Source organism: Streptomyces sp. NPDC051569, assembly GCF_044454085.1.
GTDB lineage: Bacteria > Actinomycetota > Actinomycetes > Streptomycetales > Streptomycetaceae > Streptomyces.
Genome location: NZ_JBITDJ010000004.1, coordinates 1 through 14,635, shown reverse-complemented (window position 1 = coordinate 14,635; position 14,635 = coordinate 1). Strand labels below are relative to the sequence as shown.

The following is a 14,635-nucleotide window of genomic DNA, read 5'->3' as shown; positions in this document are numbered from 1 at the left end:
ACGGGCGCCACGGCGCCGGACCGCACGGCGAGTGACCGCACGGCGAGCGATCAGATGCACGAGCGCTCATCGGTGATGTGCGGGATCCCGGCGGGGGCCACGACCACCGCCGTGCTGCCAGTAGTGCTCCGGGTCGCCGCCCTCGTCCGGACGTCCGGCGTCCGCGCCCGGGCCGGGGACCGGATCGTACGGCGGGACCTCACGCCCTGGCTGGAAGTGCGGCCCCTGGCGGATGTGGCGCAGCACCATGACCAGGTCCACCACGACGATCAAGAAAAGCACACCGCACACCACGGACCAGCCCGTTCTCCCCACCATCGCGAACGCGGTGGTGCCGAAGGCGGTCCAGATCAGGCCCCAGACGCTCAGCCAGAACCGCATGCGCAGTGCACTGCGCGCGGTGGCGGGCTCATTCCCCGTACGCATCACTCATCACCTCCCATACCTCCCTTATGGGGGTGTACCCACAGAAGTGGTCCGCGACCCGAGTGGGCGAGGATTCGCCGGGAAACGTCAGTGCACGATGGTGTAGCTGCGCCACGGCCCGGCGCCGGGGGCGGGACTGTCGGCCAGCGTGGTGGCCAGGTACGTGGTCCCGTGGCCGGTGCAGTCGGGCGTTCGGTACAGCACCATGTCGACCAGGGTGCTGTTGGAGATCTCGACGGCCCCGGCGGGCGCGAGCCGGTGGCAGCCCGTGACCAGCGGGTTCGACACCTGGATATGGCGATGCCGCCCGGTCTCGTAAGCGACGGTGCCCACCGCGGTCCGGCCGAGGCCGGAACAGCCCGCGACGGTGAGGGTCAGCAGTGCTGCCCCGGCGGCGACGCCGAGGCGCCGGTGATCGGTCACGGACATGGGCGATCCTCGTCTGTGCGGAGAAGACTGGTGTCCGCCACCCTGCCGGACCGCCGACGGGGCGGCATCCGATGCGCGGCCGGTCGGGCTACGGGCGGGTACCTTTCCCCCGCGCGTCTCGACCGACCGAACAATCAAGGCATATCGTGGTATTAACACTGCGGGGGCCGGCCGTCAGGGGGCCACCATCATGGTCGAAGGTCTCGTCATATTGGTCATAGCGCTCGTGTGCGCGTGCGGGGTGTACGCACTGTCGGCCGCGCGCGTCGTCAAGCAGTACGAGCGGGGCGTGGTCTTCCGCCTCGGGCGGCTGCGCGAGGGCGTCAGAGGGCCCGGATTCACCGTGATCGTCCCCTTCGTGGACAAGCTGCGCAAGGTCAACCTGCAGATCGTGACCATGCCCGTGCCGGCCCAGGACGGCATTACGCGGGACAACGTGACGGTGCGCGTGGACGCGGTGATCTATTTCAAGGTCATCGACGCGGCCGAGGCGCTGGTACGGGTCGAGGACTACCGCTTCGCGGTCTCGCAGATGGCGCAGACGTCCCTGAGGTCGATCATCGGCAAGAGCGACCTGGATGACCTGCTGTCCAACCGGGAGAAGCTCAATCAGGGACTTGAGCTGATGATCGACAGTCCGGCGATCGGCTGGGGAGTCCAGATCGACCGGGTGGAGATCAAGGACGTGTCGCTGCCCGAGACGATGAAGCGCTCGATGGCACGGCAGGCCGAGGCCGACCGGGAACGGCGCGCGCGGGTGATCAACGCGGACGCCGAGCTCCAGGCGTCGAAGAAGCTCGCCGAGGCGGCCAAGGAGATGTCGGGGCAGCCCGCCGCACTTCAGCTCCGGCTGCTGCAGACCGTCGTGGCCGTCGCGGCCGAGAAGAACTCCACGCTCGTCCTGCCCTTCCCGGTCGAGCTCCTCCGCTTCCTGGAACGCGCCACGCCGTCCGAAGCCGCTCACGCGGTGGAGGCGGTCTCCGGGGCCGTACAGGCGGCGCCCGGAGTGGCCGGAGCGCCGACGCCGACGCCCGCCGAGGGGGAGGCCGTCGCCGGGGCCGGGCCCGGCGTACCGCCGGGGAAGCCCGAGGCGGCCGGGGCGCCCGCCCCGCCGGCGTCGCCCGCCCCGCCCCCGCCCGCCCGGAGGCCGGCGCGGGAGTCGCACCACGTCTGAATCCCCCGGCCTGAGTCGCCGGTCTCAGTCCCCGGTCTCAGTCCCGGTGCGCATCCCCAGGCCCCGCAGGATTCATCGGAGACCCGCCGCACGCCTGACGCGGCGGGTCCTGTCCTGTGATCTTTGCGCGAGATCTTTACGCGCGGCCGGCGGCAGGGTACGAGAGGGGACGGTGCCCGATGCCGGGCACCTGGCGCGCACCGGTCGGCGGAGGAACCCGCCGGGGTGCCGCCGGAGCGGTCGGCCGAGGAGACACGACGCGTATGGAACCGGTGTGCACGACCCGGCAGGGCCAGGTCAGGGGCCGTCTTCGCACGCCACCGCCCGGCACGTCGGCCGGGGAACCGGCCCCCGTGGCCGCGTTCCTGGGCATTCCGTACGCGACGGCGCCCCGCTTCGGCCGCCCGGTCCCGGCCGAGCCGTGGGAGGGCATACGGCCGGCGGTCGCGTATGGTCCGACCGCGTCCAAGGCCCCGTACGCACCTCCCCTCGACGCCCTCATCCCGGAGAACTTCATCCCCGGAGGGCCTGCGGAGAGTTGTCTGAATCTGAACGTCTGGACCCCCTCACCCGGCCCGGAGGCCCGCCTTCCGGTCATGGTGTGGGTGCACGGCGGGGCGTTCGCGAACGGCTCGGGATCGGCTTCCGCGTACGACGGCAGTACGTTCGCGCGGGACGGCGTGGTGTGCGTGACGCTCAACTACCGCCTCGGGGTGGACGGTTTCCTCCACCTGGACGGTGTCCCGGACAACCGGGGGCTGCTCGATCAGATCGCCGCCCTGGAGTGGGTCCGGGACAACATCGCCTCCTTCGGAGGTGATCCGGAGCGGATCACGGTCTTCGGGGAGTCGGCCGGGGCGATGAGTATCGGCGTACTGCTGGGGATGGAACGGGCGCGTGGTCTGTTCCGGCGGGCGATCCTGCAGAGCGGTGGGGCCCACCACTTCCTGCGGCCGCCTTCGGCTCGCCTGATCACGGCCAGGCTGGCCGGGAAGCTGTCGATCGCTCCCACCGCCGAGGCGTTCGCCGCCGTGCCCGCCACCCGGCTGCTGCCCGCCCAGACGGAACTGCGGTCGGAGATCGGAGCCCGCCCGGATCCCGCTCTGTGGGGCGAGGCGGCGCTGAACATGATGCCCTTCGAGCCGGTGCTCGACGGCCGGACCCTGCCCGCCCCCGACTGCGGCGTGGACCTGCTCGTCGGCAGCAACCGCGAGGAGTACCGCCTCTTCCTCGTCCCCACCGAGCGGCTGGACGCGCTCACCGGGTCCAAGCTGCGCGCGACCGCCATGGCCTACGGACTCGACCCCGACCGGGCGCTCTCCGTCTACGGCGGCGCGCGGCCGGGAGCGACGCCGGGTGAGCTGTTCGACGCGATGTCGACGGACTGGTTCTACCGGATCCCGGCGATCCGCCTCGCCGAGTCGGTCCCCGGCTCGTACCTGTACGAGTTCGCCTGGCGTTCCCCGCGATTCGGCGGGCGGCTGGGAGCCTGCCACGCGGCGGAGCTGGGCTTCGTCTTCGACCGGGTCCGGGACCCGTCGTACACCCCGATGATCGGTGAGCGACCGCCGCAGGAGGTGGCGGACGCGATGCACCGGGCGTGGGTGGCGTTCGCCGGGACGGGAGACCCGGGCTGGGAGCCGTACGACCGCCGGACGCGAACCGCGATGGTGTTCGGCGCCGCGGCTGACGCCGGAGCCCGTTCCGTGGCGGCGTCCGGAACCGCTCAGGATCTTCGGCCGCAGGAGCGGGAGCTCTGGGAAGGACTGCGCTGACCTGACCTGACCTGACCTGACCTGACCTGACCTGACCTGACCTGAGCTGACTGCGCTGACCTGCGCAGATGTCACTCCGGGGCCGACTGTCAGACCCCCCGCCTAGACTCGCAGAGGTAATCGGACCTTGGGCCGACCGAGGCGGGAGGGAGGCGGCGGACATGACGCGATTCGTACACAACCCGGTGCGGCCGCCCGCGCGGGTGTCCGACATGACCGCCGGGCTCTCGCGGTGCGCGGCCGTCTTCCTGCCCGCCGGACTGCCACGGGAGGGGCGGGTCGCCTTCTGGGCGCCGGAGGGGGAGCTGCCCGTCGGCGCGGAGGACGAGCCGACGGGCGGCGAGTCAGGCATGAGCGACACGGGTACGGCGCGCGAGACGGGTGATACGGGCGATGCGGGCGGGCCCGCGGGTGGTGTGTTCGGTCCGGTCCGGCTCGGCCGGGGCGACGTCACGGTCGTACGGCGCCACGGGGCCGGTGTCCGTACCCGCACCGTCCCCGCCGTGCTGCTGTCCGTCGCCGACGCCGTGCCCCTGCTCGTCCGCGCCCGGGGCGACAAGACGGCGCATCCGGCCGCCGCCTGCTGGGGCGCCGCCGCGCTGCACGCCCTCCAGCTGGCGGCGCGCGGCCGCCTCCTGCCCGGACTCACCGCCTCCGACCATGACGCCTGGCGGGCGGGACCGCTCGACGCCGATGACATCGCGCAACTGAGGGCGATCGCCGCGGCCATGCCTCCCGAAGCGCACGCCGTGCCACTGCCGGATCTGCGCCCGCTGCGGCTGCCCGACCCCGAAGCGCTGGTGCGGGCATTCCTCGACGCGGTGGCCGATTCCCTGCCGCGTACCCCCGCCGCCGCGTACGCGGCGGGCGCGCCGTTCGCCGCGCGTGCCCCGCAGCATCTTCCCGGGGCCAGGACCTGGGCCGCGGAGGCGGCGGCCGGGATGGACGCCGGGGTCCGGGTCTCGCTGCGCCTCGATCTGTCCGCGTTCGACCTCTTCGACCAGGCCGGGACGGCCACGGACACCGGCGCGGAGGGTGCCCCCGGCGAGACCGGCGAGACCGGCGTGGCGCGGCGGGCCGGGGCCGCGCTCGTCCAGATCCACAGCCTCGCCGACCCGACCCTCGTGATGGACGCGGCCGGCCTCTGGGCGGGGGACGGCGACGAGAGCTTCGGGCCGCGCGCCCGGATCGACGCGATGCTCGCCCTGCGCCGGGCGGCCCGCGTCTGGACCCCGCTCGCACGGCTGCTGGAGCTGGACGTCCCCGACGCGCTGTCGCTCTCCGAGGACGAGCTGTACGAGCTGCTCGGCCCAGGAGCGGCCCGGCTCGCCGCGGCGGGCGTCGCCGTCCACTGGCCCAGGGAGCTGGCCCGTACGCTCACCGCCGCGGCGGTCGTCCGTCCCGCACCCGGCTCCGCCACGGACGGCACGCCGTTCTTCGACAGCGAAGAACTGCTCAAGTTCAACTGGCAGTTGGCACTCGACGGAGATCCCCTCACCGAGCGGGAGATGGACGCGCTGGCCGAGTCGCACCGGCCGATCGTGCGGCTGCGCGACCAGTGGGTGGTCGTCGATCCCGCCCTCGTACGCAAGGCGCGCAAACGGGAACTGGGCCTGCTGGAGCCGGTCGACGCGCTGGCCGTCGCCCTCAGCGGCACCGCCGAGGTGGACGGCGAGACGGTGGAAGCGGTCCCCGTGGGCGCGCTGGCCGCTCTGCGGGACCGTCTCCTCGCCGGTCCGGCCACCGTCCCCCAGCCGCCGGCCCTCGCCGCGACCCTGCGCGACTACCAGCTGCGCGGCCTCGCGTGGCTCGACCTGATGACCTCGCTCGGCCTGGGCGGGTGCCTCGCGGACGACATGGGCCTCGGTAAGACGGTCACGGTCATCGCCCTCCACCTGCACCGGCGCCGCCCCGCGCCGACCCTCGTCGTCTGCCCCGCCTCCCTCCTCGGCAACTGGCAGCGCGAGATCACCCGCTTCGCCCCCGGAGTGCCCGTGCACCGCTTCCACGGAGCGGGGCGCACGCTGGACGAGGTGACGGACGGCTTCGTCCTCACCACGTACGGCACCATGCGCGGCAGCGCCGGCGAACTCGCCGCGTACACCTGGGGGATGGTCGTCGCCGACGAGGCCCAACACGTCAAGAACCCCTTCTCGTCCACCGCGAAGGCGCTCCGCACGATCCCCTCGCCCGCCAGGGTCGCGCTGACCGGCACCCCCGTCGAGAACAACCTCTCCGAGCTGTGGGCGCTCCTCGACTGGACCACCCCCGGTCTGCTGGGCCCGCTCAAAGCTTTCCGGGCCCGCCACGCACGAATCGTCGAGAACGTCGAGAACGCGAAGAGCGCCGACATCAAGGACGCCGACAACGCGGAGGCGGTGGAGCGGCTGTCGCGACTGGTCCGGCCGTTCCTCCTGCGCAGGAAGAAGTCCGACCCGGGGATCGTCCCCGAGCTGCCGCCCAAGACGGAGAGCGACCACCCCGTCGCGCTCACCCGGGAACAGGCCTCTCTCTACGAGGCGGTCGTCCGCGAGACGATGGCGGCCATCGAGGAAGCGGAGGGCATCGCCCGGCGCGGCCTCGTCATGAAACTGCTCACGGCGCTCAAGCAGATCTGCAACCACCCCGCGCAGTATCTGAAGGAGGACGCGGCCCGGCTCACCGGCCGCTCCGGCAAGCTCGCCCTTCTCGACGAACTGCTCGACACGATCCTCGCGGAGGACGGCTCGGTCCTGATCTTCACCCAGTACGTGTCGATGGCCCGCCTGCTCTCCGCCCATCTCACCGCCCGTGCCATCCCGTCCCAGCTCCTGCACGGCGGCACACCGGTCGCGGAGCGCGAGCGCATGGTGGACCGGTTCCAGTCCGGTGAGACACCGGTCTTCGTCCTGTCCCTCAAGGCGGCGGGCACCGGCCTCAACCTGACCCGTGCCGGGCACGTCGTCCACTTCGACCGCTGGTGGAACCCGGCCGTGGAGGAGCAGGCCACCGACCGCGCCTACCGCATCGGCCAGACGCAGCATGTGCAGGTCCACCGGCTGATCGCGGAGGGGACGGTCGAGGACCGGATCGCCGAGATGCTGGCGTCCAAGCGGGCGCTCGCCGACGCCGTCCTCGGCTCGGGCGAGGCGGCCCTGACCGAGCTGACCGACCGTGAACTGGCCGATCTCGTCTCCCTGCGCAGGCCCGCATGACCGCCCCGCGCGCCCCCCGCCACGACGACCGCCGCCGTACCTTCCCCGCCCTGCCTCCTCGCCCGGCCGGCGACGGCGACTTCGCCGCCACCTGGTGGGGCAACGCCTGGGTGGAGTCCATGGAGGAGGCCGCCCTCGACCCGGCCCGCCTCCAGCGCGGCCGTGCCTACGCGGGCCGGGGCCATGTCGACGCGATCACCGTGACACCCGGCCGCGTCACGGCGTACGTCCACGGCTCCAGGCCCCGTCCGTACCGTACGGAAATCCGCCTGCGGACCCTCGGCGACGCCGACTGGGAGGAGCTCCTCGACGCGGCGGCGGCCCGCCCCGATCACATCGCGGCCCTCCTGGACAAGGACATGCCGCACGCGCTCGCCGCGTCGGCCGACCTCCTGCCCGTCGGCGGCGACCTCACCCCCGACTGCTCCTGCCCCGACGACGGTTACCCCTGCAAGCACGCCGCCGCCCTCTGCTACCAGACGGCCAGGCTCCTCGACGAGGACCCCTTCGTGCTCTTCCTCATGCGGGGCCGAGGCGAACACGAGGTCCTGGCCGATCTGACCCGGCGCAACGCCACCCGCTCGGCGGCCGAACGGACCACGGCCGCACCGGCCATGCCGACGGTCGCGGCCCGCGCCGCATTCGCCCCGCGCACGCTGCCCGCGCTGCCGCCCCCGTTCCGCGTGCCGGCCCAGCCAGGCCGCCCACCGGTCTACCCGCAGACACCCGGCGCCCCTGACCCGCTCGCCCTCGACCTCCTCGCCACCGAAGCGGCCGTGCGCGCCCACACCTTCCTCACCACCGGCCTCGACCCGGTCGCCGCCCTCACCCCCTGGCAGGACGCGGTGCGCCTGGCCGCCGCCCACCCCGGCTCCGGACTGACCGCCTCCACCCGCGCCCTCTACCGTGACCTGGCCGCCGCACTCGACCGCACCCCCACCGACCTGGCCCGCGCGGTCGCCGCCTGGCGTCAGGGCGGGCTCGCCGGCCTCGCCGTACTCGAAGATCCCTGGGACCCGCCAGCTGGCCCCTTCGACCGCGCCCGCCCCGCCCTCGTCGCAGCGGACTTCCCCTCCTTCCGCCCCTGGCGCAATCAGCTCTCGGGGCCTTCCCTCCAGCTCCGCTTCGGCCGCGACGGCCTCTGGTACGGCTACGAATCCGACCGCGACCGTGAGGACTGGTGGCCTCGCGGCACCCCCGACACCGACCCGGTCGGCGCGCTCACCGCCCTGCTCGGCAGGTGACCGGTAGGCTCTCCGGCGTACCCGAGAAGCGGTCGAAGGGGGCCCGGTGGAAGCCGAGTTGATGGCGCTGGCGGCGGCAGGAGCGACGGCACTCGTCCAGCAGATGGCGACGGACGGCTGGTCCCGGGCACGCGACCGGGTCGTTCGATTTCTCGCCGCACGGGGCTCCGCGTCGGCGGAATCCGTCGAAGCGGATCTGGAGGAGACGCGGGCCGATCTGGTCGCGGCCCGGCAGGACGACGACGAGGAGACCGCGGACGACCTCCGCGCGGAACTCCGTTCCCGCCTGCACCGCACCTTGCGGGCCGACCCGGCAGCCGCCGGGGACCTGCGCGCCCTGCTGGACGGCGCCGGGGTATTCGCCTCCTCACCGGCGCCGGCGCACCAGTTGCCCCTGGAGGACGACCCGTTCGAGAACAGGCACCCCCAGCGGGACCGGGTGCGGCACGGGGTCGAGGAACGGCAGCGGTACACCGGCCCGGTCCGCCCGCTGACGTTCGTCCTCAGCGGGGTGGGAGGCATCGGCAAGACCGCGCTGGCCGTCCGGCTCGCCCACGAGCTGAAGAGCGACTTCACGGCCGGCTACGTCGACCTCGACGAATGGCGCACCGCCGGGTCCGTCGACCTCGCGGCGGTCCTGAGGGACCGCCTCGTCCGGCTCGGTGTGGCGGAGAACTGGCTGCCGGAGGAGTACCGCGCGCTCGTGCGGCTGTACGAGCGGAAAACGCAAGGGGCACGCCTCGTGCTCGTCCTCGACAACGTGTGGTCCGCCGATGAGGTCACCACCCTGCTGCCGGTCTCGGCCGACTCGGTGGTCCTGATCGCCGCGAGGGAGCGGCTGCCGCGCCTGGAGGCGCGCGGCGCGATCGGACTTCCGCTGCCCCGGCTGTCGGACGACCACGCCGTCGACCTCCTCCGGAAGATCATCAGCCCGGTACGTCCTGACGAGTCCCCGCAGGCGCTCGTCCGGTTGGCGCGGCTCTGCGAAGGGTTCCCCGCCGCTCTCCGCGCGGCGGGCAGCCACCTCTGCGAACACCCGGGCAGACGTACGGAACGGCTCATCGCGGACCTGACCTCGGAACTCGACGAGAGGGGCTTGCCTGTGGTGGAGGCGGTCTGGAACGCCACCTACGAGGCGCTCGCCGCGCCGGCGGCCCAGCTCTACCGGCTGCTGCCCCGGCACCCCGGCCACGACATCACTCCGGAAGCGGCCGCGGCCCTCCTCGGGGCCGGGCTCGACGACGCGGAAGACGCCCTCGACGATCTGACGCGGGCGGGACTGCTGGCCCCGTCCCCGCCGCACCGCCCGGGACGGCTACGCCTGCACGGCCTGCTGCGCGCCCACGCCACGCGCTGCGCGAGCCGGCACGACGACCCGGCCGAGACTCACGAGGGGCTGCGCCGGCTCCTCGTCTGGTACCGCAGACAGGCCGAGCGGGCCGACCGGACGATCGCACGGTCCAGGATGCGGCTGGCCGACCCCGTACCGGAGCTGCCGTACGCCCCTGACGTGACGTTCACACACGAGGCGGACGCGCGGGGCTGGCTCGACACCGAACGCAGGGCGCTGTACGGATTCGTCCGGACCGCGAGTGATCTGGGCGAGGACACCCACGCCTGGTCGCTGTGCGAACCGCTCTGGAAGCACTACGAGGACCACGGCAATCACGATGACGCGATCCGCGCCTTCGGGGCGGGGCGGGACGCCGCGCTCCGCTGCGAACTGCCCGACGTCCTGATCCGGATGCGCTGCCAGCTGGCGCAGGCGCTCTGGAGCGCCGGCCGGTCGCGGGAGGCGGACACGGAGACCGAGCAGGCGCTGCGGTCGGCCGAGTCCGTGGTCCGGGACAGCAAACTGCACGCCTCCGCCCTGGAGTTCCGGGGGAAGTATTTCGCGCGGACCGGGCAGTGGGACGGGGCTGTGGAGTGCTTCGGACGGTCACGCGCCATCCACCTCGCGATCGGGAACCCGTACGGCGCTCTGCTGCAAGGGTTTCTGCTCGGCCGGACCCTGCGTACCGCGGGCCGGCTGGCCGAGGCGGAGAGCGAGCTGACGGGAGCGCTCGATCAGGCGCGGGAGCTGGACAGGAGCCGGGTGATCGCGCGCTCCGCGGCCGAACTCGGCCGCGTCAGGCGGGCCCTGGGCCGTCCTGATCAGGCCGTCGCGGCGCTGCGTGAGGCGCTGGCCGTCGAAGAGCGCCGCGGCTCCACGTACGACGAAGCCACGCTGCACGAGGAGCTCGCCGAGCTCGCCCGGGAGACGGGTGACACGGAGGCGGCCGAGGAGCACCGCGCCCGCGCCCGTGCATTGCGGGACCAGGCGGGCGTCGGGACGGACGACTGACGGTCACAGCTCGGCGTACGCGTCCTCATCGGTCGCGTACGCCAGCCGGACCGTCGTCCGGCGGCCGCCGACCGTGCAGGTGAGCATCGCGGGTAGTGGACCACCCCCGCATTCGAGCCACTCGTGGACGCCGGAGAGGACCGCCGCCGGATCGGGCCGTACCCAGGGCTCGCCCTCGGACGGATCGATGCCGATACGCACCGAGAGCAGCCCCTGACGGTCCGGCCGCCCGGTTCTGTCCGGTCCGGCTGGTCCGACCGTGCGCTCCGGGCCGGTCGGCGCACACGATCCGTCGGGTCCGTCGGGTCCGTGGGGTCCGTGGGGTCCGTCGGCTTCCGGCTCGCGGCGCCTCAGTACGCAGTGCTCCGATGTGAGGATGGCGGCCGCGCTCCGGCATCCGGGATGCCCGGCCAGTGTGTGGACCGTCCATCCGCCGGCCGTCCAGACGGCGTCCCGGGGGTCGCGCCCGGCCGGGGGCGGTGCGTAGCGGACGATGAGCCCGGCGCTCCACATCTCACCGAGCTCCGAGAAACCGTCCTCGGCGACCACATGCCCCCCGTGCGGGCCGCCGTTCAGCGGATAGCGGGCCACCGACACCGCGTTCCCCCGTACGTCGACGCGTGCCGCGAACCCGGACGGCCGCCGCGCGGCGGTCCGGGGGACGGGCAGAAGCCGGGCACGGGGCCGGCCGGGCGGTGGTTCGAGTTCGAGCAGCCGGTAGCAGTGGTCGCGCAGGTGCTCCAGTGAACGCCCTCGCTCGGCGAAGGCGGTGGCGGCGAGTGCGCTGGTGTCTCCCGTACGGTGGGCGGCGACGGCGGCGTCGATCTGCGCGGCGAAGGGCTCGTCCGGCCTCAGACGCGGTACGTGGGCGAGAAGTTCGGCCATGGGGCTGTCGGGCAGCAGTTCCGTACCGCCGTCGTAGCAGCCGAGCAGAGGCCGGTCCAGCGCCGCCGGGTACAGCGCGGTCGACCCGTGGTCCGTCAGCACGCAGTCGGCCGCGGTGAGGACCGCCGCCCACTCCTCGTGCGGCCTGGGCAGCAGCAGCCCGGCGGCCAGCGCGGGCTCCATGTGCTCATGGAGCGTCAAACCGCCCCGCTCGACATGCTCGTTGGGATGCAGCACGAGGGCGACCTGATAGGCGTCGTACGGCAGCTCGGCGGTCAGCCGCCCGGGCAGCTCGGGCCGTCTCTTCAGCAACGACTCCTTGCCCCAGGTGGACACCACGGCCACGAGCCGCCGCCCGCCGGTGCGCAGCGCGTCCCGGTACCGCTCCCGGCGGGAGCGGGAGGCCAGCATCCTGTCCAGTGTCGGGTCCCCCACCACGGCGGCCCGTTCCGCCGCGACCGGTGACCCCTGTGCGAGCCGGGTCAGCTGACTGGGGTGCGCGAGGGCATGCACCGAGGCCAGCGGCAGCTGACCGCGCAGGAGTTGCCGTGGGTGCAGTCCGGAAGCCACATCCGATGCGGCCGCGGCCGCGGATGCGCTGGCGGAGGGCGTGGTCTCGGCGCGGGCGTGGGGGAGCCGCTTGTTGAACCCGGCCCCATGCGGAAGGAGGACGAGTGGCCCGGACAGCTCGGGAAGCGGCCCGTTGGGACTGGCGGCCACCACGAGGTCATGCCCGCCCTGGACCGCTTCCCGCCACGGAATGGTGCGAGCGCCCGCACTGTCGAGCGCGGCGAGCGCGTCCGTACTGAAGTCGGAGCCGGGGACGAGGGTGAAGACCGGGCTCACGCGGTGATCCCCCGCGAAGACGGGAAGGGTGTCGAGCAGCCGGTTCAGCGCGGTCGCCGACCGTACGGCATACAGCACGGTCCGCTGCCCGCTGCCCGCTGCCCGCTGCCCGCTGCCCGCTGCCCGCTGCCCGCTGCCCGCTTTGTAAGTCTTCATTCTAGTCTGTCCGGCGCGGCGGGGAGCGGGGTTTTCCTCAATTGCCGGAGCAGAAGAGGGCTCGTGCGGTGGCTCGGACGACATGCCGAAGATCGTACGTGCATGACGGAAGCCGGGAGCAAGGGGCGGTGGTGTCGTGCCGCCTGGGCGGCCTCCCCGTACTCCCGGCTTGTCGCATGCCGTCGGGCCCTGAGGGTCAGGCCGTCTGGAGGGTGAGGCCGAAGTGGCTCAGGATCGGGTTGATCGGCTGGTGCCAGGTCTGGCCGCCGCCGGTGCAGTCGCCCCAGCCGCCTGAGGTGACGCCCTGGGCCTGGTCGCCGCTGATGAAGGAGCCGCCGGAGTCACCGGGCTCGGCGCAGACGCTGGTTCCGGTCATCCCGTAGACCGCGCCCTGGGCGTAGTTGACCGTTTCGTTCGTCGCCAGCACATTGCCGCAGTGCCAGTGTGACGTGGATCCGGAGCGGCAGATGGAGGCGCCGACGGGGGCTTCCGCCGAGCCGTGGACCAGCTGGTCGGAGACTGTTCCCCAGCCGAGGACGACCGGGACGGTCCACCAGCCGTTGCCGACGCTCACCCAGGCGTAGTCGTTGCCCGGGAAGGTCGATCCCTGGAAGTTGCCGATCGCCGAGCCGTCCCAGCCGCTGACCGCCGCGCCCGGCTGGCCGCAGTGGCCGGCCGTGACGAAGCCGCCGATCACGGAGAAGCCGATGGAGCACCGGACGTTGCCCGTGTAGTACGGGTCACCGCCCACGGTCCCCGCCGCGAAGGTCCGGGGGGCCGAGGTGGTCTGCTCGACGGTCACGGGTCCGGCCTGCCGGGCCCGGGTGAGGAAGTCCTGGACCGCGCTGTCGTTCTGTCGCGAAGCGACGACATCGACCACGACCTGGTTGGTCTTGGGGTCGACGTGCCAGCTGCTGACCCCGGCCGGTGCGCCGAGTGTGTCGATCTTCGCTTTTGCGGCGCCGAGCTGGGCCGCGCTGTGCTTCACCAGATGTACGGTCGCGCCGGCCGCCCGTACGGCGTCGGCCTTGCGCTTGTCGGTGACGGCCACGGTGAGTGTGCCGCTGCCGGCGTCGAACCAGGCGCCGCCGTACGACGAGCCGGCCGCGCGCCGCGCCTTTCCTTCGACGGCTGTCGCGGTCCTCTCCGCGGCCAGCCGGGCTTCCGCCTGGCTCTTCGTCAGGCCCAGGTCCTCGCGCATCGCGGCGAGCAGGCTCGCGGACGCGGGGGCCTCGGCGGTGGAGGCGGCGGCGGAGGGGGAAGCCGCGGCGGCGGACGGGACGAGACCGACCGTGGCCCACGTTCCGAGGACGAGAAGCGCGGACAGGCTGCTACGTATGACAGTCATGCGTCTCAAGGGATTGGCCCTCTCTGTTGTTCCAGCAGCATGTGGGGGTGGAACAGCAGGCGCCGGAGAGCGCTCTCAGGCGGTGCCAGGCGGAGCGTAGCCGAGGATATTGGGCAGGTCCATGCCAATTGGCGAAGCGGTGTGATGCGGGCGGGGAAGGGCGCGATCCGGGCGGGGAAGGGCGCGATCCGGGCGGCGAAGCGCCCGACCCGGGCCGGACCGGGCGGATGCGGACGCTGTCAGGAAGCGCGGACTGCCTCCGCCCACCGCGCGAGCGTGGCGAAGTCCGCCTCCCGCAGTCCCCGCCCGGGGTGGATCCGCAGGAGCAGCGCCGGAGCGCTGTGGTGCGCCGCCACATGGGCCGTGTCCAGGCCCGTGATCATGTCGTCGACCCAGGCGAAGGGGCGGCCTGCCGCCCACTCCAGCAGCGGACGGGTCTTCCAGCACAGGCCGTCGGGGTCCTCCGCGAAGAGCTCGGGCCACTCGATCACCGGCAGGTCGGCGGGGAGGCCGACCACCGGGGAGATCATGCTGTTGGCCTCGTGCATCCTTCTCTGAACTAAGGGGCGTCCTGCTTGGGCTGTTGGGTAGCCTGCGGTCATGGGAATGGGAATGAACACTGACGGCTGGCTCGAAGACACGCGGACGTCCTACGACACTGTTGCTGCTACTGAACTTGATTGGGTGATGTCGGGCCGTTCGGCTGACAGCGGCTGAGCCGGGTCGGTAGCTGTGTGGTGTGAGATACGCGCAGGGCGGCGGTTTGACCGACGCCAAGAGGGCGGCGAGGGAACGGATCCGGCTGGAGGCGGTC

At 72.9% G+C, this 14,635-nt stretch carries 9 protein-coding genes and 1 pseudogene; 5 read left to right on the top strand and 5 right to left on the bottom strand.

All coding sequences use genetic code 11. The features are described 5' to 3' along the window. Nucleotides 1-66 precede the first annotated feature (66 nt). Together ACIBAE_RS08300 and ACIBAE_RS08295 are read right to left on the bottom strand one after the other, a co-directional pair. Nucleotides 67-426: a DUF6343 family protein gene (locus tag ACIBAE_RS08300; RefSeq protein WP_399283098.1), complete on the bottom strand. Its 360-nt coding sequence runs from the start codon at nucleotides 424-426 to the stop codon at nucleotides 67-69. Between the two features lie 87 nt (nucleotides 427-513). Beyond that, entirely contained in the window at nucleotides 514-855 is a 342-nt protein-coding gene (locus tag ACIBAE_RS08295) for a hypothetical protein (protein WP_399283095.1), read from the bottom strand. A 190-nt stretch (nucleotides 856-1,045) separates the two neighbouring features. On the opposite strand from ACIBAE_RS08295, the gene ACIBAE_RS08290 reads away from it, so the two are divergent. The 5 genes from ACIBAE_RS08290 to ACIBAE_RS08270 all read left to right on the top strand — a co-directional run bounded on the left by ACIBAE_RS08290 (nucleotide 1,046) and on the right by ACIBAE_RS08270 (nucleotide 10,586). After that, a complete protein-coding gene (locus ACIBAE_RS08290) occupies nucleotides 1,046-2,029 on the top strand; it encodes a slipin family protein (RefSeq protein WP_399283093.1) in 984 nt (327 codons plus the stop codon). A gap of 263 nt (nucleotides 2,030-2,292) precedes the next feature. Next, nucleotides 2,293-3,804, top strand: a complete 1,512-nt coding sequence (locus ACIBAE_RS08285) for a carboxylesterase/lipase family protein (RefSeq protein WP_399283092.1) — start codon at nucleotides 2,293-2,295, stop codon at nucleotides 3,802-3,804. A gap of 212 nt (nucleotides 3,805-4,016) precedes the next feature. After that, nucleotides 4,017-6,998 (top strand): DEAD/DEAH box helicase, encoded by a 2,982-nt coding sequence (locus tag ACIBAE_RS08280; protein ID WP_399283771.1) that lies wholly within the window; start codon nucleotides 4,017-4,019, stop codon nucleotides 6,996-6,998. Further along, a complete protein-coding gene (locus ACIBAE_RS08275) occupies nucleotides 6,995-8,242 on the top strand; it encodes an SWIM zinc finger family protein (protein ID WP_399283090.1) in 1,248 nt (415 codons plus the stop codon). Before ACIBAE_RS08280 ends, ACIBAE_RS08275 begins: the two co-directional genes overlap by 4 nt. A 46-nt stretch (nucleotides 8,243-8,288) precedes the next feature. Then, nucleotides 8,289-10,586 (top strand): tetratricopeptide repeat protein, encoded by a 2,298-nt coding sequence (locus tag ACIBAE_RS08270; protein WP_399283088.1) that lies wholly within the window; start codon nucleotides 8,289-8,291, stop codon nucleotides 10,584-10,586. Nucleotides 10,587-10,589: 3 nt separating this feature from the next. Here the strand turns inward: ACIBAE_RS08270 and ACIBAE_RS08265 are convergent, their stop codons facing one another. The 3 genes and pseudogenes from ACIBAE_RS08265 to ACIBAE_RS08255 all read right to left on the bottom strand — a co-directional run. Next, nucleotides 10,590-12,473, bottom strand: a complete 1,884-nt coding sequence (locus ACIBAE_RS08265; RefSeq protein WP_399283086.1) for a translation initiation factor 2 — start codon at nucleotides 12,471-12,473, stop codon at nucleotides 10,590-10,592. 196 nt (nucleotides 12,474-12,669) lie between these two features. Continuing rightward, nucleotides 12,670-13,821 (bottom strand): S1 family peptidase, encoded by a 1,152-nt coding sequence (locus ACIBAE_RS08260; protein ID WP_399283084.1) that lies wholly within the window; start codon nucleotides 13,819-13,821, stop codon nucleotides 12,670-12,672. 239 nt (nucleotides 13,822-14,060) lie between these two features. Further along, nucleotides 14,061-14,369, bottom strand: a pseudogene (locus ACIBAE_RS08255) (hypothetical protein); the annotation flags it as partial. Nucleotides 14,370-14,635: the final 266 nt, after the last annotated feature.